This window comes from Pseudomonas sp. BN411, from assembly GCF_029871235.1.
In the GTDB taxonomy this organism is placed as follows: domain Bacteria; phylum Pseudomonadota; class Gammaproteobacteria; order Pseudomonadales; family Pseudomonadaceae; genus Metapseudomonas.
On the sequence record NZ_SSOM01000065.1, the window covers coordinates 333,842 to 356,927 of the forward strand.

Below are 23,086 nucleotides of genomic sequence, written 5' to 3' on the forward strand. Positions count from 1 at the left end.
GTCAGGTGACGGGCAATCCGCGCTGTTCGAGATGGGCCCTCAGGCGGGTATGCAGGCTTTCCAGGTGCGGCAGCTTGAGCCGATGGCGCGTGGCGGTGGCACAGGCGTGGCCGAGCAGGTAGCTGATCTCGGTGCGGCGGCCGTTGGCGACGTCCTGGTACATGGATGAGTAGTTCGCTGCGGTGGCCTGAATCACTCGCAGCACTTCCTCATGCAGCCCTTCGGCCGCATCTGGCTGCCCGCAATGCTGGAGCAGTTCGGCCAGTTCCGCGCAGAGCACGCTGACCTCGGCCGGGTGATTGGCCAGGCCACCGTTGCGGCAGTCGTGCAGCACGGTGAGGGGGTTGATGGCGCAGTTCAGTGCCAGCTTGCGCCACAGGCGGGAGAGGATGTCCGGCGTCCAGCCATGGGGAATGCCGGCCCGCTCCAGGTCCGCGAGCCAGTCCGGCGCGGCCGGCTGCAGCGGGTCGCCGAGCCAGGTAAAGCCATGGCCGGCGAAGACCACGCGGAAGTCCGCTTCGCGAAAGGCACCTTCGGTACTGGAGGCGAGCACGCAGCGGGTGTGTGGCAAGCGCAGGGAAACGGCGTCCTGGCTGCCCAGGCCGTTCTGCAGCAGGATCAGTTCGGCGCCAGGGGCCAGGTAGGGCAGCAGGGGCTGGACCGCCGCTTCCGCGTCATAGGCCTTGCAGGCCACCAGTAGCCGGCTGATGGGGCCTGCAGTGCTGGGCAGCACCGCAGGGATGGCGTACTGGCGGGCCTGGCCCTGTTCCACCAGGGTCAGGCCACCGGCTGCTTCGTAAGCCTTGAGGCGGGCGCGATCACGCAGGATCAGCCGTACCGGCAGATCCGCGCGCGCCAGGCGAGCGGCCCAGAGACTGCCCAGGCTACCGGCGCCGAGAATGTGCCAGGTCATGGTTGCGGCAGGCGCAGCGCGGTGACGCGGCCGCTGGCGTAGGCCTCGGGCAGCATGGCGCTGGCTTTTTCCAGCAGCTCCTCGACGTCCAGGGGCAGGGCCTTGGTGTCCAGGCCCACGAGGGCGATGCCGGCCTTGAGGGTGATGAAACCTTCGCTGGTCTTGAAGGCCTTCAGGTTCAGCCCTTCGTGCAGGCGGCGGAAGCTGCTCGGCGAGCATTCGTGGAGGTCGTCGAGTAGCGTGATCAGGCCGAAGTGGCTGTCATCCACGCGGGTCAGCACGTCCAGCGGGCGCACCAGTTGCTGCAGGCGCCGCGCGACCCCGTGCAGCAGCTCGTTGTAGAAGGTTTCTCCGTATTGCTGGCGCAGTTGCGGTGCGTCCAGCAGGCCGATCAGCAGGTAGCACAGCGCGCCGCCGCGAGACTCCACCTGGCGCAGGCTGTCGGCGAGCTTCTGCCGCAGGTAGCGCGGGTTGCCGAGGCCGGTCAGGGAGTCCACCAGGTTGCGCTGTTCCAGGCTGGCGATGTTCTGGGTGAGCAGGCGGTTTTCCTGCAACAGGCGCTGCAAGGTGTTGCACAGGCGGTCGGCGGCGTAGACGCGGGGAACCAGTTGCTCGCTCATGGCCGCCTTGCTGATGAAGTCGTCCACACCCCGGTCGAAAGCCTCGCCCAGGACGTTTTCACCCTCCTTGCCGGTCAGCAGGATGATGTAGCTGTAGTGGTCGGTCATCTCATCCAGCTGGCGGACCCGCGCGGTCAGTTCCAGGCCGTCGATTTCGGGCATCAGCCAGTCGGCGAGGATGACGTTGGCAGGCTTGTCTTCCAGCAGCTTGAGGGCTTCGCTGGCGCTGCTGGCAAATCGCAGATCCTGGTAACCGGCCTGGCTCAGGGCACGGCCGATCATGGCGCTGGAGAATTTGGCATCGTCCACCACCAGGATACTGAGATAGGGGTTGGGCATTTGGCAGGCTCGCAAGGAGGGTGGAATAGCAGAGTATGGCGTTATGATATCAAGCCTTATCCAGGTTGCCTTGTCGCCCCACCGTTCTGCCGGTTTCGGACTGCTGGGGACGGCCCCCGGAAGGCGGCTTGTCGCTCGGTTATAATGGGTCCGCATTTTTTACCGTCAAGCCAGGCGCGTTCATATCCGTGATGCAGATCGCGCCGTCTATCTGGAGGAATCCCATGCCCTCGTTCGACGTGGTGTCCGAACTGGACAAACACGAAGTCACCAACGCTGTCGACAACGCCATGAAGGAGCTCGATCGCCGCTACGACCTGCGCGGCAAGGGCAGCTTCGAGTTCAAGGAACTGACCGTCACCCTGACCGCAGACGCCGATTTCCAGCTGGAGCAGATGCTGGAAATCCTCAGGATGGCCCTGGTCAAGCGCAAGATCGATGTCCAATGCCTGGAGATCAAGGATTCCTACGCGTCCGGCAAGGTCGTGAAGCAGGAAGCCGTGCTGCGCGAAGGTATCGACAAGGAACTGGCGAAAAAGATCGTCGCCCACATCAAGGAAAGCAAGCTCAAGGTCCAGGCCGCCATCCAGGGCGAGCAGGTACGAGTGACCGGCAAGAAGCGTGACGACCTCCAGGAAGCCATCGCTGCCCTGCGTGCCAAGGAATTCGGCATGCCCCTGCAGTTCAACAACTTCCGCGACTGAGCGGAACCTTCGCGACCGATCAGCGTCGCAGAACTGGAACCTTTTGAACCTTCGCTGCCATGGCTTGTCCATGGCGGCCTGGTTTTGCATTGCTGAAATAGTGCAGGAGAACACGCATGGAGATGAACGTCGACCAACTGGTGAAGGCATCCGAATCCTGGATGCCCGTCGTGCTGGAGTACAGCGGCAAGCTGACCCTGGCCCTGATCACCCTGCTGCTGGGCTGGTGGCTGATCAACATGCTGACCGGCAAGGTCGGTGCCCTGATGCAGCACCGCCGCGTCGACCGTACCCTGCAGGGGTTCGTCGGCAGCCTGGCCAACATCATTCTCAAAGTACTGCTGCTGGTCAGCGTGGCCTCGATGGTCGGCATCTCGACCACCTCTTTTGTTGCCGCCATCGGTGCGGCGGGCCTGGCTATCGGCCTAGCGCTGCAGGGTAGCCTGGCGAACTTCGCCGGCGGCGTGCTGATCCTGCTGTTCCGCCCGTTCAAGGTGGGTGACTGGATCGAAGGGCAGGGCGTGGCCGGGACGGTGGATGCCATCCACATCTTCCACACCACGCTGAAGACCGGCGACAACAAGGTCGTGATCGTGCCCAACGGCAGCCTGTCCAACGGCAACATCACCAACTATTCGCGGGAGAAGACCCGCCGTGTCGATATCAACATCGGCATCGACTACGACTGCGACATCAAACGCGCCCGCCAGGTGCTGCTGGAGATCGCTCGCGATCCTCGCGTGCTGAAGAACCCTGAGCCGGTGGTTTTCGTCACCGGGCTGGGCGAAAGCGCCATCAACATTTCCCTGCGTGTCTGGGTCGAAACCGCCGACTACTGGGCGGTGAATTTCGACTTCATCGAGCGCGCCAAGGAGAAAATGGACGAAGCGGGAATCAGCATCCCGTTTCCCCATCGCGTGGTGAAGCTGGTGCAGAGCGCCTGAAGACCCACCCATGAAAAAGGCCGGCAAATGCCGGCCTTTTTCATGCCTGTGGATAAATCAGGGCTGCTCGGGAGAGCCGGGCGCCGCCGGGGCGTCGGAGGAGCCGTTCTCCTTCGGATGCTGGCGGTCGCGGCCCCACTGGATGGCGATCAGCACCAGCGTGGGGATGCCCAGCAATGCGGTGAGCATGAAGAAGTTGTGGTAGCCGACGCTTTCCACCATCACCCCCGAGTAGCCGCCGATCAGGCGCGGCAGCAGCAGCATGATGGAGCTGAGCAGGGCGTACTGGGTGGCGGAGAACTTCAGGTTGGTCAGGCTGGAGAGATAGGCGACGAAGGCCGAGGTGGCCAACCCTGCGCTGAAGTTGTCGCAGGAGATGGTCAGGATCAGCATGTTCAGGTGCGGACCCATGTCGCTCAGGGCCACGAACATCAAGTTGGTGGCCGCTGAGCTCACGCCGCCGATGAAGAGGATCGGCAGGATGCCGAAGCGCACGATCAGCACACCGCCGGCTGCCGCGCCGAACAGTGTCATCACCAGGCCGAACAGCTTGCTGACACTGGCGATCTGCTCCTTGCTGAAGCCCTGGTCGATGTAGAACACGTTGGCCATCACGCCCATCACGGTGTCGGACATCCGGTAGGTGGCGATCAGGCCCAGCAGCAGCAGCGCCTGCCAGCGATAACGCTGGACGAACTCGCTGATCGGCGTCAGCACCGGTGCCATCAGCAGACGCCCGGCGGCGGAGAAGCAGGCCAGGGTGATCAGCAGGAACAGCGTGCCGCGCGGCCAGGCGCCCGAAGAGAAGGCTTTCACTGCGGCGGCGATGGTCACCAGGATCACGATCAGCACGATGATCGACACCGCCTGGTGGACGAAGTCGAAGTTGGGCATGACCTTGCCGCGCGCAGCCACCAGCAGTTGGCGGCGTTGCTGGCTGAGCAGTTCGCGCACCGGCATGATCTGGCGCATGCCCCAGGGCGACAGGCAGGTGATCAGGAAGATCGCGTAGAGCGCGGCGCGCGGCCAGGCGCGGTCGAGCATGCCGGTGATCATCGCCGGCAGGGAGATCAGCATCACCAGCAGGATCAGTACCGAGGAAAGCTGGTGCTTGAGCTTGAAGCGGGAGTTGTTGCCCTGTGCCGGCAGGTCCACCAGCGGCTCGCGCATCCACAGGCTGGTGATCAGGCCCGGCAGCATCAGCAGCGCGAAGAGCAGGTAGGTACCAGCCCAGGCGCCGTATTCATAGACCTTGGCGGTGGAGCCGAACCACTCGGCGAAGTAGAGCGCACCGGCGGTGGCGAGCAGCGCGGAGACCCGGTAGCCGGTCATGTAACTGGCGGCCAGGGCGGCCTGGCGGCTGTCCTCGGCGATCTCCAGGCGGTAGGCGTCGATCGCGATGTCCTGGGTGGCCGACGCGAAGGCCACCACCACGGCCAGGGCGATCAGCCAGGTGAGGTTCGTCTGTGGGTCGCACAGGGCCATGCCCACCAGCCCGAGGCCCACCAGCGCCTGGGAGAGCACCAGCCAGGAACGCCGACGGCCGAGTCGGCCCAGCAGCGGCAGGCGCCACTGGTCGAGCAGCGGCGACCAGATCCATTTGAAGGCGTAGGCCAGGCCGATCAGGCTGGCGAAGCCGATGGTCTCGCGGGATACCCCGGCCTCACGAAGCCAGACGGAAAGGGTGGAGAACACCAGCATATAGGGCAGGCCGGCGGCGAAACCCAGCAGCAATAGCGAAAGAGTGGCCGGCGAGGCATAGGCGGCGATGGCTGCGCGCCAGGAACGATGGGGCATTAGCGGTGCGGTCCGAAAAGCGTGGTGCTGGGCATTGGGCTGCTCGCGGCGTCCAGGATGGGGGCTGAAAACAGGGCAGGGCGCACTCTAACCCTTGGGCGGTATGGGATGCCAGCCGTGCCGACGCATGTCCACCCGATCGTTCTGGATACTGACCCCTTCAGCGCGCAAACGTGCTCGCTGCTCATCGCCGGAGGGGGTGCCCAATGCCAGGCTGAAGCGCCCGCCGGCGCCCAGCACGCGATGCCAGGGCAACTGGGTGCCCGTCGGCAGGTGGCTCAACGTGCGCCCGACCCAGCGTGCGGCGCGGCCAAGGCCCGCGAGATCGGCCAGTTGGCCATAGGTCACCACCTTGCCTTCCGGCACCTGCGCCAGGGTCAGGTAGAGGGCCTCGCGACGCACGTCCACGCTTGCTGTCGGCAAGTCCCCCCATGCATGCTCTGGCGCCTCTTCCTTCTTCTTCTTCTTCTTACCGACCATGCTGCTCCGTAGCCTAAGTGCTTTGTTCGTGTGCCTGGCCTGCTCGCCGCTCTGGGCCGACACCGTCTGGTTGAACAACGGTGACCGCCTGACTGGCGAAATCATCCTGCTGGATGGCGGCAAGCTGGCATTGAAGACCAAATACGCCGGCCAGGTGCTGATCGACTGGAAGGATATCGACACCCTGCGCTCCGAGAAACCGCTGCTGATCAAGCGCAAAGGCCTCGACAGCCAGCATAGCCACAGCCTCGCAGCGGCGAGCAAGGGCATGGTGCGGCTGCAGAACGGCAAGAGCGAAACGGTGCCGCTGGCGAGCATCCGCCAGATCGTGCCACCCCGGCCTTTCATCAAGGATCGTGTGTGGGAGGGCAACCTCGACGTCAAGCTGGATCTGGAGCGCAACGAGGACAAGACGGACGAGTGGAAGCTCAAGGGCGATACCCGCGTCGAGCATGGCCGCTGGCGCCACGTGCTGAGCGGACAGTTCGAAAAGGAGACCACGAACGGCGAGCGCACCGAGGACAACTGGGAGCTGGAGTACGACCTCGACCGCTTCCTCACCGAGCACTGGTTCGTTCGCGGCAGCTACGACCAGGAGAACGACCAGTTCCAGTTCTTCGAGCGCCAGCGTTCCTATGGCGTCGGTCCGGGTTATCGCTTCTGGGACAACGAATTGGGCCGCTTCGACCTGATCGCCCAGCTCACCCGCTTCCAGCTGGACAGTGACGCCGGAAACGTCGACTTCAACGCCTATTCCTTCGAGTGGGACTTCAAACGGCTGATCTGGGGCACGCGCTTCGAGCTCTATTCCAAGGCTCAGTTGCAGGTGCCGCGGATCGAAGAGATCGACTACGTACTCGACAGTGAATTCGGCCTGCGCTACCGCCTCAACGACTGGGCGCGGCTCTCGCTGCTCTATGAGCTGGACCAGATTCGGGGCATGGGCCAGAGCGATTCGGACAGGCATTACCTCATCGGCGTCGGCGTCGGCTGGTAGCGATACGCCAGGTCACGCCCATCGATTTTTCGGAACTCAGCGGACGCAGGCCGGTCAGTCCTTGCTCTGCTGTCGGTCATAAGGATAATGCCCGGCTTTTTTTCGAGAACCCGAGCAAAGAAGCCGTTTTATGCTGTCCCGATCCCTGCTGTGCATGGCGCTCGCCGCCGCTTCCTCCGCCACTTTCGCTGACACCGTCTGGTTGAAGAATGGCGACCGGCTCACCGGCACTATTCGCGTTTTCGATGGTGGCAAGCTGGTGCTGGAGACCGACTATGGCGGAACCATTCCGCTGGACTGGAAGAAGATCGCCACCCTGGAAAGTGACCGCGAACTGCTGATCAAGCAGGGCGACTTCGACGGCGAGCGCGCCAAGTCGCTGCATCGCGCCGACGATGGCAAGGTCATCCTGGCCAACGGCGAGGCGCCGAAGGAAGTGGAACTGGCCAGCATCGAACAGATCATGAAGCCCAAGCCCCTGGTCGAGGACCTGACCTGGACTGGCAACGTCGACCTGTCGCTGGACTACAAGCGTGCTGAAAAGGACACCGACGACTACGACGTCGACTTCAATACCAAGGCCCGTCACGGTCGCTGGCGGCACAACGCCAACGGTGAGTACAACCGGGAATTCACCGACGAGGTGAAGACCACGGACAACTGGGAAGCCGAGTACGCGCTCGATCGCTTCATCACCGACAAGTTCTTCTGGCAGGGCCGGGGCGAGTACAAGCGCGACAAGATCGAAGACCTCGAGCGCCAGCGCACCCTGGGTACCGGCCCCGGTTACCAGTTCTGGGATGACGAACTGGGCGCCTTCTCCCTCGCCGGCCTGGTCAACCGGACCGACTACGACTTCTCCAACGGCGAGAAAGAGAACTTCTATTCCCTCAGTACCAAGTGGGACTACAACCGTTACCTGGTGGGCAAGACCGTAGAGTTCTTCACTACTGGCGAGATCGGCCGCCCGCTGGACAACACCGCCGACTATGCCCTGGATGCCGAAATGGGCCTGCGCTACAAGGTCACCGACTGGGCATCGCTCAACGTCAAGGCGGAGAAGGACCAGGTCAGCGGCGCCGAGGGCGATGTCGACGAAACCCGTTACACCGTGGGCTTCGGTGTGGGCTGGTAAACCACTTCCTTTGGGGCATGGTCATGAGCAATCAGCTCTTCCCGTGACGATCAAAACACCCAATTGGCAGGATGAAATTTGTAGGATGGGTCGGGCGGCGTTCCGCGAGCTTGCGATACCCATCAACCCCGTCCGCATGGGTATCGCTCCGCTCCACCCATCCTACGGCCTGAAATCGATCCCGCAGGACGTGCGCCTTATACCCAGGCGCCAAACTCGTACATCCGGTCGGTTGTCCCCTTGCTGGTATAAACTTTAAAGTCCAAGATGGACAAAATGTTTATATCCAGCCCCGGGAGCGTCCCCATGTCCAGCACTTCGCCCCTCGTTCTCGCGCAAGCCGAAGCCCGCCGCCTGCTCCAGCAGGTCGACGTGCACCAGGCCATGCGCCAGATGTTCCTCGACCTGGCCGCCGGTGAAGCCGTGCAGCCGGCCCAGCAACTGGTGGAATTCCCCAATGCAGCCGGCGATTTCATCAATTACCTGGGCGTGCTGGCCAAGGACGGGGTCTATGGGGTCAAGACCTCGCCCTACATCAAGAAGCCCGACGGCGCCCTGGTGACCGCCTGGACTCTGCTGATGTCCATGGATAGCGGCCAGCCGCTGTTGCTCTGCGATGCCGGCGAGCTGACCACCGCGCGCACCGCCGCGACTACGGCGGTGGCGGTGGAGGCCCTGGCGCCTGCGCGGGCGAGCCGCTTGGCGGTGATCGGCAGCGGCCCGGTGGCCCGTGCCCACCTGCATTACGTGAAAGGCCTTCGCGACTGGCAGCGCATCTCCGCCTATTCGCCAGCCCTGGCAGCGGATGCGGAAGTCCAGGCGCAACTGCGCGCCCAGGACCCGCGCGTGGAAATCAGCGCCAGCCTGGAAGACGCTGTGGCCGAGGCCGACGTGGTGATGCTCTGCACCTCTTCCGCCGGTCCCGTGCTGGACCCGCGCAGCCTGGGCAAGCCCGCCCTGGTCACCTCCATCAGCACCAATGCCCCGCGTGCCCACGAGGTGCCACCGCAAGCCTTGGGTGAAATGGATGTCTACTGCGACTACCGCGCCACTACCCCAGGCTCCGCGGGCGAGATGCTGTTGGCCGCCGAGCACCACGGCTGGAACCGCGAGGCCATCCGTGGCGACCTGCCGGAATTGCTGAGCGGCAAGGCCGCGCGTCCGGACTACAGCCGCTCGGTGTTCTTCCGCTCCATCGGCCTGGGCCTCGAAGACATGGCCCTGGCCAATGCCCTCTATCATCTTCAGCGCCAAGGACAGTGAGGCAGACACCATGAACCAGGCTGACTTCATCATCATCGGTGCCGGAATCGGCGGCGCTTCCACCGGCTTCTGGCTGTCCCGTCATGGTCGCGTGCTGGTGCTGGAACGCGAAGAGCACGCCGGCTACCACTCCACCGGTCGCTCCGCCGCTCTCTATACCGTCGCCTACGGCACGCCGCAGGTGCGTGCCCTGACCGCCGCCAGCCGGGCATTCTTCGATGCGCCACCGGAAGGTTTCAGCGAACACCCGCTGCTTACCCCGCGTGGCGAGATGGTGGTGGACTTCACCGGCGACGCCGAAGAACTCAAACGCCAGTTCGACAGCGCGCTGGAAAACGTGCCCGACATGCAGATGCTCACCCCGGATCAGGCCTGCGCGTTGGTTCCGGTACTGCGCCGCGACCTGGTGCAGGGCGCCATGCTCGACCCCAGCGCCGCCGATATCGATACCGATGCGCTGCACCAGGGTTACCTGCGCGGTATCCGTCGCAATGGCGGCGAGGTGCGCCTTGGCTGTGAAGTGACCGCTGCCCGTCGCGAGGGTGAACAGTGGGTGGTGGAAACCGCCCAGGGCACTTTCCAGGCGCCGACGCTCATCAACGCCGCCGGCGCCTGGTGCGACCAGTTCGCACAACTGGCCGGCGTCCAGCCCCTGGGCCTGCAACCCAAGCGCCGTGCCGCCTTCATTTTCTCGCCGCCCGAAGGCATGGATGCGCACAAGTGGCCGGCACTGGTGAGCCTGGACGAGTCCTTCTACTTCAAGCCGGATGCCGGCGTGCTGCTGGGTTCGCCGGCCAACGCCGACCCGGTGGAAGCCCACGACGTGCAGCCGGAAGAACTGGACATCGCCCTCGGCATCTACCAGATCGAGGAGCACACCACCATGAGCATCCGCCGCCCCACGCGAGTCTGGGCCGGCCTGCGCTCGTTCTTCCCCGATGGTGACCTCGTGTCCGGCTACGATCCGAGCAGCCAGGGTTTCTATTGGGTGGCGGGGCAGGGCGGCTACGGCATCCAGACGTCGGCGGCCATGGGCGAGGCCAGCGCCTGCCTGATCCTGCGTCAGTCGCTGCCTGAGCACCTGGCGCGCTTCGGTCTGACCGAGGCGATGTTGTCCCCTGCGCGGCTGGGGTGACGACGCAGGCGCTTTACGCCACACTCGCTGCGCCGGGCCCCGCGCCCGGCGCCGATCTTCCCGCTCCAGGAGCCGCTCCATGATCCCCCGCCAAGACCTCGCCCTGGACAACTACCGGGCCGTCGCCGACGCCATCGCCACGCTGTTCTTCCCGCATGCCGAGGTGGTGCTGCACGACCTGCGCACGCAGAAGATCGATTACATCGCCAACAACATCTCCAAGCGCTGCGTCGGCGACGATGCCGCCCTGGAAGACATGCTCGGCGAAGACGGCGAGCGGAACATCGGCCCCTACGAGAAGCTCAACTGGGACGGCCAGAAGATCCGCTCCGTGAGCACCGTGCTGCGCGACGCCCATGGCGCGCCCGTTGCCGTGCTCTGCATCAACCTGAACATCTCCATGTTCGAGGCGGCCAAGGCAGCCCTCGACCTGTTCCTTTCCTCCAGCAAGCTCATTCCCCAGCCCGATGCCCTGTTCCGCGACGACTGGCAGGAGCGCATCAACACCTTCCTGCACAACTGGCTGCGCCAGCGCCAGCTCGGCCTCAACCTGCTGACCCGCGAGCACAAGCGCGAACTGGTCCTGGCGCTGCACGCCGAAGGCGCCTTCAAGGGCAAGAGCGCGGCCAACTACGTCGCCAACGTCCTCAACATGGGCCGCGCCACGGTCTACAAGCACCTCAAAGAGCTGAAGGAAGAGTCGGTCTAGGGCAATCCTGGCTCGACATTTCCCTGTGGGGGCGAATTCATTCGCCAAGCGGGCCGCAGGTCCGCCAGCCGAGCCGTGCTGGTGGGCTGAAGCGGAACGCCGCCCGGCCCACCCTACGAATCTGAAGGTGGAGTCGGTCTGACGCTCAGACGCCGACCTTGTAGGCGCGAGCTCTGCTCGCGATTGCGAACCCCCTTCGCGAGCAGAGCTCGCTCCTACGGGAAATTCTTCAGCAACCCCCGCGCAGCCTGCGCCTGAACGCCCCCGGCGTCTCCCCGCACAGCTGCTTGAACAATTTGGCGAAGGTCGCCCGGTCGGCATAGCCCACCTGGGCCGCCACCTGTTCCAGAGAGCGTGCCGGATTGCGCAGGGCGGTTTGCGCGGCGCTGATGCGCAGGCGTTGCAGGTAGGCGTTCGGGGTCAGGCCGGTCGCCACCTTGAAGCGTCGCAACAGGGTTCGGCTCGAACAGTGCGCCTGGGCCGCCAGGGCTTCCAGATCCAGTGGCTCGGCCAGGTTGCGTTGCAGCCAGACCAGCAAGGGACCGATCTGTGGATCATCGCTGCCAGTACTGGGCAGCAAGGGGGCGAAGCGCGATTGGCGCCCGCGCTGCATCTCGAACACCATGGCGCCGGCCACCCGTTGGGCGAGCCAGTCGCCGCCGTGCCAGCCGATCAGGTACAGGCACAGATCCAGTCCCGCCTGGGCGCCGCCCGAACAGAAGAGGTTGCCGTCTTCGGTCAGCAGGGCGTCCGGCTCCAGCCACACCTGTGGATAACGTTTGCGAAAGGCCGGCGCCAGCGCCCAGTGGGTAGTGGCGCGGCGACCATCGAGCCGGCCGGAGGCGGCCAGCAGGAAAGCGCTGCTGCACAGGCTGGCGAGTTGCTGCGAATCCGGTCGTGCGGCGAGCCAGGGCAGTAGCGACTGATTGGCGGCCAGGGTCTTGTCCACTGCTGGGCCGGTAGCGGTCAGCACGACAAGGTCGGCAGCCTCCGCCAGTGCCAGGTCGCCATCCACACGCACCTCGGCCATGCCGATATCCACAGGCCGACCGTCGCAACTGAAGCGCTGGACCTGGAACAGTGGCTCGCCAGCCAGTTGGTTGGCCAGGCGGAATGCATCGTCGGCCGTGGCCAGGCTGGAGCAGACAGTCTGTGGGCAGACGAAAAGGGCGATGCGGATCATGTGCGGACTCGGCAACCGGATTGGCGATTATTGACACAAAGTTGGCGATGTCGCCAATCGCCACCTGAACCATTCGGGTCAATACTGCTAGCCATACAGTCCTTGCCGGAGTTGCCCATGGCTCACCCCAACGCTGAGCTCATCACCCGCTTCTATCAGGCTTTCCAGCGCCTCGACGCCGAAACCATGGCCGCTTGCTACAGCGCGGACGTGCACTTCAGCGACCCGGTGTTCTCCGATCTCAACGGCCAGGAAGCCGCCGACATGTGGCGCATGCTCGCCAGCCGCGCCCAGCAGTTCAGCCTGACCTTCGATAGCGTCGAAGCCGACGACCTCAGCGGCCGCGCCAACTGGGTCGCCACCTACCTGTTCAGCCAGACCGGGCGCATGGTGGAGAACCGTATCCAGGCGCGCTTCCTCTTCTCCGACGGTCAGATCATCGAGCACCACGACAGCTTCGACCTCTGGCGCTGGGCTCGCCAGGCCCTGGGTGCCAAGGGCCTGCTGCTGGGTTGGTTGCCGGCCGTGCAGAACGCCATTCGCAAGCAGGCCGCGCGCGGCCTGGCGGCGTACCGTGCCGGGGCGTTGAAGGACTTGTCTTGACGAGGTGAGGCAATGCCTAATGCGGCGGCCTTCAATCAGGACCCCGCAATGCCCGAGCAAACCGAATCCGCCCCTGCCGCCAAGCCCTGGTACGTGTACCTGGTGCGTGCCGAGAACGGTGCCCTCTACTGCGGCATCAGCGACGACCCGCAGCGGCGTTTTGCCCAGCACCAGAGCGGCAAGGGCGCGCGATTCTTCCATTCCAGCCCGGCTAGCGCCCTGGTGTTCGTCGAAGCCTGTGCCGACAAGAGTGAGGCCTTGCGCCGCGAGATCGCCATCAAGCGCATGAAGAAGGCGGTCAAAGAGTCGCTGATAGAGGGCTGGACGCGCACGGAAAGGATAGGCCTCGAAGAAGTGGCCGGATAAGCTCCGGCCTTATCACAATCGCAGCGGAGCCCTGCCATGTCCGAACTCATCCTGCATCACTACGAGCCCTCGCCCTTCGCCAAGAAGGCGCGGCTGATGCTCGGTTACAAGCAGCTGTCGTGGCGCTCGGTGGAGATCCCACGGATCATGCCCAAGCCCGATCTGATGGCGCTGACCGGCGGCTATCGCAAGACCCCGGTGCTGCAGGTGGGCGCCGACATCTACTGCGACACCGCACTGATCGCCCGTCGACTGGAGCAGGAAAAAGCCGGCCCCGCGCTGTTCCCGGAGGGCCAGGAGTTCAATGTCGCCAGCTTCGCCCTGTGGGTGGACTCGGTGATCTTCCAGCATTCCGTGACCCTGGTGTTCCAGCCCGAATCCATGGCCGTGCGCATAGGCCAACTGCCGCCAGCGGTGCAGCAGGCTTTCCTCGCTGACCGCGCCAGACTGTTCTCCGGCGGCAGCACTGCTCGCCTGCCGGCGGAGCAGGCTCGCAGCAATTGGCCGGTACTGATGGGGCGACTGCAGCAACAACTGGAGCGCAGCGAAGGCGACTTCCTCTTTGGTGAACCTTCGGTGGCCGATTTCTCCCTGGCCCACTGCCTGTGGTTCCTCAAAGCCACGCCGGTTACCGCGCCGCTGGTGGACGACTATCCGGAGGTGGCGGCCTGGTACGGCCGCGTGCTGGGGTTCGGCGAGGGCGCATGCAGTCCGTTGTCTGCCGCAGAAGCGATTGAAATCGCCCGCAGCGCCACTCCGGCTGCATTGCCCGCCGAAGATTTCGTCGACCCCAATGGCTTCACCCGCGGCCAGAACGTGCTGGTGGCAGCCACCGACTATGGGGTTGATCCGGTGGAGGGTGAGCTGCTGTTCGCCGGCCGCGAGGAAATCATCCTGCGCCGCGAGGATGAACGCGCAGGCCTGGTGCATGTGCACTTCCCAAGGTTGGGGTTCCGCATAGAGGCCCGTTGAACTGGGGCGATTTTCTGTAGGGGCGAATTCATTCGCCATGCAGACCGCAGGTCTGCCCTCCGAGCGACCAGGGGGTCGCTTCGCAACCCTTGGCGAATGAATTCGCCCCTACAGGGCTTTCACCCAGGTGGGCTGAAGCCCACCCTACGGATGACGTAGTCCCGGTTTGTGAGCACCCAAAAACGAAGCCCGGCATGTGCCGGGCTTCGTCGTTATCAGTCTTTGCGCCGCTTCAACTGATCCTTCAGCTGGGTCGGCAGCTGACGAATGATCAGCATGTCGCGGCCCTCGTCGTATTCGATCTTCGAGCCCAGCAGGTGCGCTTCGAAGCTGATCGACAGGCCTTCGGCGCGGCCGGTGAAGCGCTGGAACTGGCTGAGGGTGCGCTTGTCCGGCGGAATCTCCGGGGACAGGCCGTAGTCCTTGTTGCGGATGTGCTCGTAGAAGGCGCGCGGGCGGTCTTCGTCGATCAGGCCGGACAGCTCGTCGAGGGTGATCGGCTCGCCCATCTTGGCCTGGGTGGTGGCGTAGTCCACCAGGGTCTTGGTCTTTTCGCGGGCCTGCTCCTCGGCCAGGTCCTCGCTTTCCACGAAGTCGCTGAAGGCCTTGAGCAGCGTGCGGGTCTCGCTCGGCGGGTCGACGCCTTCCTGGCAGCCGATGAAGTCGCGGAAGTAGTCCGAGACCTTTTTGCCGTTCTTGCCCTTGATGAACGAGATGTACTGCTTCGACTGCTGGTTGTTCTGCCACTCGGACATGTTGATGCGGGCCGCCAGGTGCAGCTGGCCCAGGTCCAGGTGCTTGGCCGGCGTCACTTCCAGGGAGTCGGTCACCGCCACGCCTTCGCTGTGGTGGAGCAGGGCGATGGCCAGGTAGTCGGTCATGCCTTGCTGGTAGTGGGCGAAGAGCACGTGGCCGCCGGTGGAGAGGTTGGATTCCTCCATCAGCTTCTGCAGGTGCTCCACGGCTTGGCGGCTGAAGGCGGTGAAGTCGCGGGCGCCGTCCTGGTATTCCTTCAGCCAGCCGCTGAAGGGGTAGGCGCCGGACTCATCGTGGAAGAATCCCCAGGCCTTGCCCTGCTTGGCGTTGTAGCTCTCATTGAGGTCGGCCAGGAGGTTTTCCATGGCCTGGGACTCGGCCAATGCGCTGTCCCGGGCATGCAGCACGGCGGCGCTGCCGTCGGGCTTCTTGTCGATGAAGTGAACGATGCAGTGGCGGATGGGCATGGATCTTCGCTCTCAGGGGCACATCCGGCGCGAGGACACGCCGGGTGGAAAAAGTTCGCCAGTTTACCCGACCTGTTCTTCCGCTGCCTGCCGTCTCTGCACCGCTTGCAGCCGTTCGATCACATAGCGCAGGTGCACATGCAGGTCGTACAACTCGTTGGAGTAGGACAGCGGCACTTCCACCTTGGCCAGGCGTCGCTCCAGTGTCTCCAGTTCGTCGATCTGGGCGGCGAGCTGTTCCGGCGGCGTGCTGGCGTCCAGCTTGCGGTCGATCTCGCGCAGGTACTTGTACCAGCGGTAGATGCGCGCGCGGATGCGCCAGCGGTAGATGGGGCCGATGGCCTTGGACAGGGGGATCATGATCACGATCAGCGGGATCAGCAGGATGATGTAGCGGTCGGCCAGGGAGGCGATGCGGAAGGGCAGGTAGCGCTGCAGGATCGGTAGGCCCTTGTCGTAGTAGTAATTGGCTTCGCTCAGGCTGGAGAGCGTCTGCGGTTTGGGGCTGGGGTAAGCGCCAGGTGGATCGAGCAGGGTGCCGTTCTTCATCACCTCGCGCGCCGCTTCGAGGATCAGCGGGGTAAGCGAAGGATGGAATTCGTCGTTCACCACCAGGGTGGCCACCGGCGCCAGGGTGCGCATGTCTCGCGAGGGACTGTTGCTGGCAAGGTTCAGCACACCTTCGCCCACCTCCAGCTTGGTCAGGTAGGGCAGGCGCGCACGGTAGGCAGCGCTGCGGCGCAGGCTTACCAGGTCCAACTCGGGGCTGGCCGCCAGGCGCTGCACTACGGTGCTTTCCGCCGGGCCGAGGAAGAAGCCGGCGTCCAGTTCGCCAGTCAGCAGGGCGTTGGCCGCCGGGCTGCCGCTGATGGTCTGCCACTGCTGCGGGTAGCGCTCAGGACTGATCTGGTTGGCGGCGAGGACCGCGTCGCTGACCGAACGGGTGCCGCTGTTCGCGGCGCCGATGGCAACACGCAGTTGCAGCAGGTCGGCCATGCTGTCGATTTCCAGCTCCTTGCGTTTGAACAGCCAAAGCGGCTCCTGGTACATCACGCCGAGGCCGTGCAGCTGTTCGCGCTCCTTCGTGCTGAGGGTGAGTTCCTGGCCGCTCTGCACCAGGGCCATCTCCACCTCGCCGCTCTGTAGCTTGGCCAGGTTGTCCAGCGAGCCGCTGCTGCGCACCAGTTCCAGCTCGAACCCTTGCTTGGCCAGCTCTTCCTTGAGCTTCTCGCCAAAGGCGTTGTAACCGCCCGACGGACCGCCGGTGGCCAGCCGCACGTGCATGGGCGGCGGCGGGGCGACGAAGTAGAAGAGGGCGCCCACCAGCGCCGCCATCACCGGGATCAACCAGAGGTTGGCCAGGATCATGATCTTGAGGTCACGGAAGATGCGTTGCATGTCGGTCCTTGTCTGCAGCGAATGCTGGGAAGGATAGCGGCTCGGCGGTTGCCAGGCTGCCAAGGAAATGACAGGGTTGCCGGCATTTCCGTTCCGCCACAGTGATCCACGATGCGCATCCTCCACACCTCCGACTGGCACCTGGGCCAGCACTTCATGGGCAAGACCCGCCAGGCCGAGCACCAGGCCTTCTGCCGCTGGCTGATCGAACAGGTGCGCGAGCGCCAGGTGGACGCGGTGCTGATCGCCGGAGACATCTTCGATACCGGCGCGCCGCCCAGCTACGCCCGCGAGCAGTACAACCAGTTCATCGTCGAACTGCGCGATGCCGGCGCCAGCCTGGTGGTGCTCGGCGGCAACCATGACTCGGTGGCCATGCTCGACGAAAGCCGTACCCTGCTGGCGCAACTGGATACCCGCGTGGTGCCGGCAGTGGGCACCGAGCTCGACGAACAGGTGCTGGTGCTGAAACGCCGTTCCGGTGTGCCGGGTGCGATCCTCTGCGCCATTCCCTTCATCCGCCCGCGCGACGTGCTGCAAAGCCAGGCCGGGCAGAGTGCAGCGGACAAGCAGCTGTCCCTGCAGCAGGCCATCCAGGATCACTACCAGCAGCTCTTCGCCCTGGCCGAGCAGCGTCGCGTCGAGCTGGGCGGAGGCCTGCCCATCGTCGCCACCGGCCATCTGACCACCGTGGGCGCCAGCGCCAGCGAGTCGGTGCGGGAGATTTACGTCGGTGCGCTGGAGGCATTCCCCACCAGTGCGTTCCCGGCGGCGGACTACATCGCCCTCGGACATATCCACAGGCCGCAGAAGGTTGGTGGCCTGGAACACATCCGCTACAGCGGCTCGCCCATTCCGCTGTCGTTCGACGAAGCGCGGCAGCAGAAGGAAGTGTTGCTGGTGGAACTGGACAGCATCGGCCTGCACAAGGTGGAAGCGCTGCCGGTGCCGCGTTTCCAGGCCCTGCACTCCCTGCGCGGCGCCCTGGCGGACCTGCCCGCGCAACTGGCCGAGGTGGCCCGCGAGGGGACGCCGGAGCACCCGGTGTGGCTGGAAGTGATGGTCAGTGCCGACGATTACCTCAGCGACTTGCAGGCGCGCCTGGCGTCCCTTTGCGAAGGCCTGCCGGTGGAAGTGCTGCGCATCCGCCGCGAGCGCGGCAATGCCCAGCCGGGCCTGGTGCGCGAGGGACGGGAGACCCTCGATGAACTGAACCCGGAGGAGGTCTTCGACAAGCGCCTGGAGAGCGAGGAGCTGGACGACGCCCTGCGCGGCAACCTGCTGGGGCTGCACCGTGAAGTGCTGGCCGGGCTGCGGGAGGAACAGGCATGAAAATCCTCAGCCTGCGCCTGAAGAACCTCAATTCGCTGAAGGGTGAATGGAAAATCGATTTCACCGGCGAGCCCTTTGCCGGCAACGGTCTGTTTGCCATCACCGGCCCCACCGGCGCCGGCAAGACCACCCTGCTGGATGCCATCTGCCTGGCGCTTTACCACCGCACACCGCGCATGGGCACTGTCTCGGCCAGCATCAACGAGCTGATGACCCGTCACACCGCCGACTGTCTGGCCGAGGTGGAGTTCGAAGTTAAGGGTGTGGGCTATCGCGCCTTCTGGAGCCAGCGCCGCGCCCGCGACAAGGCCGATGGCGGCCTGCAGCCGCCCAGGGTGGAGCTGGCGCGGGTGCAGGATGGGGAAATCCTCACCGACAAGATCAACGACAAGCTCAAGCTGACTGAAAGCCTGACCGGTCTTGATTTCGAGCGCTTCACCAAATCGATGTTGCTGGCCCAGGGCGGTTTTGCCGCCTTCCTCGAAGCCAGCGCCAATCAGCGCGCGGAATTGCTCGAAGAGCTGACCGGCACCGAAATCTACGGGCGCATTTCCCAGCGCGTGTTCGAGCGGACCCGTGAAGTGAAGGCCGGGCTGGATCAACTGCGCGCCCGTGCCGAAGGCGTTGAACTGCTCAACGAAGAGGCTCGTGCGGCTCTGCAGCAGGAGTCCGAAACCCTCGCGGGCGAAGAGCAGCAGTTGCAGGTTCGCCAGGCTGACCTGCAGCGCCAGCGCCAGTGGCGCGACGAGCTGGACAAGGCGCTGGCCCGCCAGCAGACCGCCGAGCAGCAGGGCGTCGTTGCCCGCGCCGCGCTGGAACAGGCGCAGCCTCAGTTGACGCGTCTCGCCGCCAGCGAGCCGGCCACCAAGCTGTTGCCGCTGCACCGCGACTGGCAGCGGGCCCAGCAGCAGTTGAACCAGGATGAAAGCGAGCTGCGGGTCACCCGCCACGACCTGCAGGGCCTGGCCGAGCGCATCCTCGACCAGCTCTGGCAGGGTGCGCAGCTGGGCGGTCAGTGGGTGCAGGCCCGGCAAAATGCCCTTGGAAGCCTCCAGGTCGAGCGAGAAGCCCTGGAGAAGCGTCTGGCCGAACTACCCCAGCGGGCACGGCTGGGCGAGCACCTGGGGGCCTGGAAGGCCGAATTCGGCGCCTTGGCCCGACGCGAGGCTGAGCTGGCCGAACAGCGTGGTGTCCAGGTCGGACTGACGCGCCAGGCCAGTGAACTGTCGGCTCGCCTCGATCTGGCCCGTACCACTTTGGAAAGCGCCCGGACCGAACAAGGACAGGCCCAGCAGGCGGAGGCTGAAGCACAGGGCCGACTCGATGCCCTGGTGGGCGGGCAGGACGATGCCGCCCTGCGCAGCCAGTGGCAGCAATTGCTTGAGCGTGGCCGTCAGCTTGAGCGCCTGGAGCAGCTCTCCCAGCAGCGCCGGCAATTGGCCGAGCGGCAGTCGCGGGCCCACGAGCAGTTGCTGCCCCTGCAGGATGAGCAGAAGGCCTTGAGCGAACAGCGCGAAGGCTTGCGGCGTCGCTTCGCCGAGCTCAAGCAGCAGATCGCCGACAAGGAAAAACTCCTCGAACAGGAACAGCGCATCCAGCAGCTGGAGGCCTATCGCGCGGCCCTGCAGCCCGGCGAAGCCTGTCCGCTGTGCGGCTCCCACGAACACCCGGCCATCGCCGAATACCAGGCGCTCAACCTGTCGGCCACCCAGCAGGGCCTGCAGGACCGCAAGGCCGCCCAGGACGAGGTTCGCCAGCAGGGCGAAACCCTGAGCAGCCGCCTGGCCACGCTGGACGCACAGGTCGCGCAGCTCAACGAGACGCTGCAAGGCGGCGAGGCGGAACAGCGCGAGTTCGTGGAGCGTTGGCGCGAGCTGTGCCAGGCGCTGGAGCTGCAATTACCCGATCTGGCCGCCTTGCAGGCCGAGCTACTGGGCCACGCCGAGCGGCTGCAGGCGCTGCAGGACCGCCTGTCTCAACTGGACGCGCTCAAGTCCGACCTGACGTCGGCGCGTGATCTGCGCCTGCAGCGCGACAAGGCACTGCATGACTGCACCAGCCAGCTTGCGTTGCTGGAAAAGGATCAACAGGGCCTGCGTCAGCAGGAGCAGGCCACCCTCCAGCGTCTGGAACAGCTGGACGCCCAGCAGCGCGAGGCTCGCGATCAGTTGACCGCTGGTCTCGCGCCCCTGGGCTACAGCCTGCCGGAGTCAGGGGATGCCTGGCTGGCCGAGCGCGAGGCTGAATGGCTGCAATGGCAACAGGACCAGGCGGCCAGCCAGCAACTGGACGGCCAGCTGCGTGACCAGCAGCACGCACTGGAGACAGCTCGCGAACAGGCCCGCCTGTGGCAGGGGCGCTGGCAGGCGTCCGGTCACACCGGGCAGGCGCCCCTGGCGCCGGTGAACGATCCCCAAGCGGCGCTTGCCGCTGTGGAAACCGAACTGGAGGCGGCGCAACAGCGGCTCAACCAACTCAAGGGCACCGAGCGCAGCCAGGACCAGCGGGTCCAGGAAGCCCGGCATCAGTTGCACCTGCAACTGGATGCCTGGCGCCAGGGCCTGGCATCCAGCCCCTTTGCCGACGAGGCGGCCTTCCTGGCCGCATTGCTGGACGATACCGAGCGCGACGCCCTGCTGGCGTTGCATCAGCGTCTGAACCGAGAACTGGGGGATGCCAACGCCTTGCTGGCCGATGCCCAGGCCCTGGTAGAGCGCCTGCAGGCAACGCCCCAGAGCGAGCTGGACCGCGAACGGCTGGAGGCGGAATGGCAGTCTCTGACCGAACGGATGCGTGGGTTGAGCCAGCGCCAGGGAGAAATCCGTGCCCAGCTTTCCGGCGACGAGCAGCGCCGGCAGAGCCAGCAGGCACTGTTCGCCGAGATCGCCCGGCAGGAAACCGAGTACGACCTCTGGCAACGCTTCAATGGCCTGGTCGGCTCGGCCGACGGCGCCAAGTACCGCAAGTTCGCCCAGGGCCTGACCCTGGATCACCTGGTGCACCTCGCCAACCTGCAATTGCAACGTCTCCACGGCCGCTACCAACTGGCGCGGCGCCAGAGCGGCGAGCTGGAACTGGAAGTAATGGACACCTGGCAGGCCGACGTCGTCCGCGACTGCAAGACCCTGTCCGGTGGCGAGAGCTTCCTGGTCAGCCTGGCGCTGGCACTGGCGCTGTCCGACCTGGTCAGTCACAAGACCAGCATCGACTCGCTGTTCCTCGATGAAGGCTTCGGCACCCTCGACGGTGAAACCCTGGAAGTCGCACTCGATGCCCTGGATGCACTGAACGCCAGCGGCAAGATGATCGGCGTGATCAGCCACGTGGAAGCCCTGAAAGAGCGCATCCCGGTGCAGCTCAAAGTGCACAAGGGAGTGGGCATGGGCTACAGCCGGCTGGATGCCTGCTTCGCGGTCGGGTAATTGAGGCAGGGCAGACCTACGGTCTGCTTAGCGATTGAAATCGCCCCCACAGGATGGGCAAGACGGTTCAGCTGGCACGGATAGCCCCCTCTCCCGCTTGCGGGAGAGGGTTGGGGTGAGGGCATCTGGAAGCGGCTCGATCTACCCAGGGCAGACCTGCGGTCTGCTTGGCGATTGAAATCGCCCTCATAGGATGGACAAGACGGTTCAGCTGACACGGACAGCCCCCTCTCCCGCTTGCGGGAGAGGGCAACTGGAAGCGGCTCGATCTACCCAGGGCAGACCTGCGGTCTGCTTGGCGATTGAAATCGCCCCCATAGGATGGGCAAGACGGTTCAGCTGGCACGGACAGCCCCCCCTCCCGCTTGCGGGAGAGGGTTGGGGTGAGGGCGATCAGGCCCAGCGTTCCTTGCGCCATGCCTCGCGCTGTGCAGCATCGAGGAAGGTCCAGGCGACGAAGCGGCTTTGCTTCTGGCCCTGGGCCATTTCCAGTACGCGGATTTCCACGGCGTCGCTACGCCGCAGGCGGGCTTCCATGCCGGGCAGGTTGCCGCCTTTGGACACCAGGCTGCTGAACCACAGCACCTGTTCCTTGAACTGCACGCTCTCATCGACCATCCGTTGCAGGAAGCCGGCTTCGCCGCCCTCGCACCAGAGTTCAGCGCCCTGGCCGCCGAAGTTCAGCACCGGCAGCTTGCGCTTGGGGTCGAGCTTGCCGAGGTTCTTCCACTTGCGCTGGCTGCCACGGGTGGCTTCGTCCAGCGAGCTGTGGAAGGGCGGGTTGCACAGGGTCAGATCGAAGCGCTCGCCCGGTGCGATCAGGCCCTTGAAGATGTTCTTCGGCTGGGCCTGCTGGCGCAGGTCGATGGCGCTTTCCAGTTGGTTGGACTGGACGATGGCGCGGGCCGAACCCAGGGCCGTGCCGTCGATATCGGTGCCGGTGAAGTGCCAGCCGTATTCACTGTGGCCAATCAGCGGGTAAATGCAGTTGGCGCCGACACCGATATCCAGCGCCTGGATGCCCTTGCCACGGGGAATCTGCCCGTCGTTGCCTTCGGCCAGCAGGTCGGCCAGGCCGTGAAGGTAGTCGGCGCGGCCGGGAATGGGCGGGCAGAGGTAGCCGGCGGGGATGTCCCAGTGGCGAATGCCGTAGAACTGCCGCAGCAGGGCCCTGTTGAATACCTTGACCGCCTCCGGGTCGGCGAAGTCGATGCTTTCCTTGCCGTAGGGGTTGGTGATGACGAAGCGCGCCAGTTCCGGACTGCCCTGGATCAGCTTGGGGAAGTCATAGCGGCCCTGGTGGCGGTTGCGCGGGTGCAACTGGCCTTTGGCGGCGGGCGGCTTGGCGGTGGCGGGGCGTGGGCGCTTGGGCGGTTGCGGCATGTTGGCGGTGTCGGCAGGGGAAACGCGGCATTTTCCCACAGCCGACGCGTCCAGTGGGCACTGCGGTGTGCCTGTAGGTTGGTCCGAGCTCCGCGAGGCCCAACAATCAAGGCTCAGCTCCGCAGTGTTGGGCTTCGTGCCTCAGCCCAACCTACGTTTGCCTTGCGT

20 protein-coding genes are annotated in these 23,086 nt (G+C 65.0%); 12 read left to right on the top strand and 8 right to left on the bottom strand.

From position 1 onward, the window contains the following. Position 1 precedes the first annotated feature (1 nt). Positions 2-913, bottom strand: coding sequence for a putative 2-dehydropantoate 2-reductase (locus tag E8F06_RS11770; RefSeq protein ID WP_280367220.1), 912 nt, complete (start codon positions 911-913; stop codon positions 2-4). Beyond that, complete coding sequence (locus E8F06_RS11775; protein ID WP_280367224.1) at positions 910-1,872, bottom strand: response regulator; 963 nt, start codon at positions 1,870-1,872, stop codon at positions 910-912. The genes E8F06_RS11770 and E8F06_RS11775 overlap by 4 nt, the downstream gene beginning before the upstream one ends. Before the next feature lie 224 nt (positions 1,873-2,096). Here E8F06_RS11775 and E8F06_RS11780 point away from each other — a divergent pair, with 224 nt between their 5' ends. Together E8F06_RS11780 and E8F06_RS11785 are read left to right on the top strand one after the other, a co-directional pair. Further along, positions 2,097-2,576, top strand: coding sequence for a YajQ family cyclic di-GMP-binding protein (locus E8F06_RS11780; RefSeq protein WP_151132006.1), 480 nt, complete (start codon positions 2,097-2,099; stop codon positions 2,574-2,576). 116 nt (positions 2,577-2,692) lie between these two features. Further along, positions 2,693-3,520: a mechanosensitive ion channel domain-containing protein gene (locus E8F06_RS11785; RefSeq protein ID WP_280367226.1), complete on the top strand. Its 828-nt coding sequence runs from the start codon at positions 2,693-2,695 to the stop codon at positions 3,518-3,520. A gap of 57 nt (positions 3,521-3,577) precedes the next feature. On the opposite strand, the gene E8F06_RS11790 is transcribed toward E8F06_RS11785, so the two are convergent. Next, the gene (locus tag E8F06_RS11790) at positions 3,578-5,317 is read right to left on the bottom strand and encodes an AmpG family muropeptide MFS transporter (RefSeq protein ID WP_280367230.1); all 1,740 of its coding nucleotides are present in this window, start codon (positions 5,315-5,317) and stop codon (positions 3,578-3,580) included. 87 nt (positions 5,318-5,404) lie between these two features. Next, complete coding sequence (locus tag E8F06_RS11795; RefSeq protein WP_280367231.1) at positions 5,405-5,797, bottom strand: MGMT family protein; 393 nt, start codon at positions 5,795-5,797, stop codon at positions 5,405-5,407. Here E8F06_RS11795 and E8F06_RS11800 point away from each other — a divergent pair. From E8F06_RS11800 to E8F06_RS11820, 5 genes are all read left to right on the top strand, one after another. Next, entirely contained in the window at positions 5,796-6,794 is a 999-nt protein-coding gene (locus tag E8F06_RS11800) for a DUF481 domain-containing protein (protein ID WP_280367234.1), read from the top strand. The two genes, E8F06_RS11795 and E8F06_RS11800, sit on opposite strands and share 2 nt — an antisense overlap. A gap of 130 nt (positions 6,795-6,924) precedes the next feature. Next, entirely contained in the window at positions 6,925-7,929 is a 1,005-nt protein-coding gene (locus E8F06_RS11805; protein WP_280367237.1) for a DUF481 domain-containing protein, read from the top strand. A gap of 306 nt (positions 7,930-8,235) precedes the next feature. Next, on the top strand, positions 8,236-9,192 hold the full coding sequence (locus E8F06_RS11810; protein WP_280367238.1) for an ornithine cyclodeaminase family protein: 957 nt from the start codon (positions 8,236-8,238) through the stop codon (positions 9,190-9,192). Between the two features lie 10 nt (positions 9,193-9,202). Then, a complete protein-coding gene (locus E8F06_RS11815) occupies positions 9,203-10,327 on the top strand; it encodes an FAD-binding oxidoreductase (RefSeq protein ID WP_280367375.1) in 1,125 nt (374 codons plus the stop codon). A gap of 79 nt (positions 10,328-10,406) precedes the next feature. Further along, positions 10,407-11,036 (top strand): transcriptional regulator, encoded by a 630-nt coding sequence (locus E8F06_RS11820; RefSeq protein WP_280367240.1) that lies wholly within the window; start codon positions 10,407-10,409, stop codon positions 11,034-11,036. Between the two features lie 229 nt (positions 11,037-11,265). Here E8F06_RS11820 and E8F06_RS11825 read toward each other — a convergent pair whose 3' ends face one another. Then, positions 11,266-12,219, bottom strand: a complete 954-nt coding sequence (locus E8F06_RS11825) for a helix-turn-helix domain-containing protein (RefSeq protein ID WP_280367242.1) — start codon at positions 12,217-12,219, stop codon at positions 11,266-11,268. A gap of 117 nt (positions 12,220-12,336) precedes the next feature. Here E8F06_RS11825 and E8F06_RS11830 point away from each other — a divergent pair, with 117 nt between their 5' ends. The 3 genes from E8F06_RS11830 to E8F06_RS11840 are packed head-to-tail and all read left to right on the top strand — an operon-like array spanning position 12,337 to position 14,160. Next, positions 12,337-12,822: a nuclear transport factor 2 family protein gene (locus E8F06_RS11830; protein ID WP_280367244.1), complete on the top strand. Its 486-nt coding sequence runs from the start codon at positions 12,337-12,339 to the stop codon at positions 12,820-12,822. A gap of 48 nt (positions 12,823-12,870) precedes the next feature. Further along, positions 12,871-13,188, top strand: coding sequence for a GIY-YIG nuclease family protein (locus E8F06_RS11835; RefSeq protein ID WP_280367246.1), 318 nt, complete (start codon positions 12,871-12,873; stop codon positions 13,186-13,188). Positions 13,189-13,224: 36 nt separating this feature from the next. Further along, entirely contained in the window at positions 13,225-14,160 is a 936-nt protein-coding gene (locus E8F06_RS11840; protein WP_280367248.1) for a glutathione S-transferase family protein, read from the top strand. 215 nt (positions 14,161-14,375) lie between these two features. Here the strand turns inward: E8F06_RS11840 and yejK are convergent, their stop codons facing one another. Both yejK and E8F06_RS11850 read right to left on the bottom strand, forming a co-directional pair. Further along, positions 14,376-15,383, bottom strand: a complete 1,008-nt coding sequence (gene yejK, locus E8F06_RS11845; protein WP_190827244.1) for a nucleoid-associated protein YejK — start codon at positions 15,381-15,383, stop codon at positions 14,376-14,378. Between the two features lie 63 nt (positions 15,384-15,446). Beyond that, entirely contained in the window at positions 15,447-16,781 is a 1,335-nt protein-coding gene (locus tag E8F06_RS11850; RefSeq protein WP_280367252.1) for a TAXI family TRAP transporter solute-binding subunit, read from the bottom strand. Positions 16,782-16,892: 111 nt separating this feature from the next. Here E8F06_RS11850 and sbcD point away from each other — a divergent pair, with 111 nt between their 5' ends. Both sbcD and E8F06_RS11860 read left to right on the top strand, forming a co-directional pair. Beyond that, on the top strand, positions 16,893-18,113 hold the full coding sequence (sbcD, locus tag E8F06_RS11855; protein WP_280367254.1) for an exonuclease subunit SbcD: 1,221 nt from the start codon (positions 16,893-16,895) through the stop codon (positions 18,111-18,113). After that, a complete protein-coding gene (locus E8F06_RS11860; RefSeq protein WP_280367257.1) occupies positions 18,110-21,535 on the top strand; it encodes an AAA family ATPase in 3,426 nt (1,141 codons plus the stop codon). Before sbcD ends, E8F06_RS11860 begins: the two co-directional genes overlap by 4 nt. A gap of 393 nt (positions 21,536-21,928) precedes the next feature. Here E8F06_RS11860 and rlmF read toward each other — a convergent pair whose 3' ends face one another. Then, positions 21,929-22,918, bottom strand: coding sequence for a 23S rRNA (adenine(1618)-N(6))-methyltransferase RlmF (gene rlmF, locus E8F06_RS11865; protein WP_280367258.1), 990 nt, complete (start codon positions 22,916-22,918; stop codon positions 21,929-21,931). Positions 22,919-23,086: the final 168 nt, after the last annotated feature.

Excerpts from the sequence above, each read along its gene's own strand:
- yejK (WP_190827244.1), bottom strand. The coding sequence starts at position 15,383 with ATGCCCATCCGCCACTGCATCGTTCACTTCATCGACAAGAAGCCCGAC.
- E8F06_RS11825 (WP_280367242.1), bottom strand. The coding sequence starts at position 12,219 with ATGATCCGCATCGCCCTTTTCGTCTGCCCACAGACTGTCTGCTCCAGC.
- E8F06_RS11805 (WP_280367237.1), top strand. The coding sequence starts at position 6,925 with ATGCTGTCCCGATCCCTGCTGTGCATGGCGCTCGCCGCCGCTTCCTCC.
- E8F06_RS11785 (WP_280367226.1), top strand. The coding sequence starts at position 2,693 with ATGGAGATGAACGTCGACCAACTGGTGAAGGCATCCGAATCCTGGATG.
- E8F06_RS11850 (WP_280367252.1), bottom strand. The coding sequence starts at position 16,781 with ATGCAACGCATCTTCCGTGACCTCAAGATCATGATCCTGGCCAACCTC.
- E8F06_RS11835 (WP_280367246.1), top strand. The coding sequence starts at position 12,871 with ATGCCCGAGCAAACCGAATCCGCCCCTGCCGCCAAGCCCTGGTACGTG.
- E8F06_RS11820 (WP_280367240.1), top strand. The coding sequence starts at position 10,407 with ATGATCCCCCGCCAAGACCTCGCCCTGGACAACTACCGGGCCGTCGCC.
- E8F06_RS11800 (WP_280367234.1), top strand. The coding sequence starts at position 5,796 with ATGCTGCTCCGTAGCCTAAGTGCTTTGTTCGTGTGCCTGGCCTGCTCG.
- rlmF (WP_280367258.1), bottom strand. The coding sequence starts at position 22,918 with ATGCCGCAACCGCCCAAGCGCCCACGCCCCGCCACCGCCAAGCCGCCC.
- E8F06_RS11830 (WP_280367244.1), top strand. The coding sequence starts at position 12,337 with ATGGCTCACCCCAACGCTGAGCTCATCACCCGCTTCTATCAGGCTTTC.
- E8F06_RS11860 (WP_280367257.1), top strand. The coding sequence starts at position 18,110 with ATGAAAATCCTCAGCCTGCGCCTGAAGAACCTCAATTCGCTGAAGGGT.
- E8F06_RS11840 (WP_280367248.1), top strand. The coding sequence starts at position 13,225 with ATGTCCGAACTCATCCTGCATCACTACGAGCCCTCGCCCTTCGCCAAG.
- E8F06_RS11775 (WP_280367224.1), bottom strand. The coding sequence starts at position 1,872 with ATGCCCAACCCCTATCTCAGTATCCTGGTGGTGGACGATGCCAAATTC.
- E8F06_RS11780 (WP_151132006.1), top strand. The coding sequence starts at position 2,097 with ATGCCCTCGTTCGACGTGGTGTCCGAACTGGACAAACACGAAGTCACC.
- E8F06_RS11795 (WP_280367231.1), bottom strand. The coding sequence starts at position 5,797 with ATGGTCGGTAAGAAGAAGAAGAAGAAGGAAGAGGCGCCAGAGCATGCA.
- sbcD (WP_280367254.1), top strand. The coding sequence starts at position 16,893 with ATGCGCATCCTCCACACCTCCGACTGGCACCTGGGCCAGCACTTCATG.
- E8F06_RS11815 (WP_280367375.1), top strand. The coding sequence starts at position 9,203 with ATGAACCAGGCTGACTTCATCATCATCGGTGCCGGAATCGGCGGCGCT.
- E8F06_RS11770 (WP_280367220.1), bottom strand. The coding sequence starts at position 913 with ATGACCTGGCACATTCTCGGCGCCGGTAGCCTGGGCAGTCTCTGGGCC.
- E8F06_RS11790 (WP_280367230.1), bottom strand. The coding sequence starts at position 5,317 with ATGCCCCATCGTTCCTGGCGCGCAGCCATCGCCGCCTATGCCTCGCCG.
- E8F06_RS11810 (WP_280367238.1), top strand. The coding sequence starts at position 8,236 with ATGTCCAGCACTTCGCCCCTCGTTCTCGCGCAAGCCGAAGCCCGCCGC.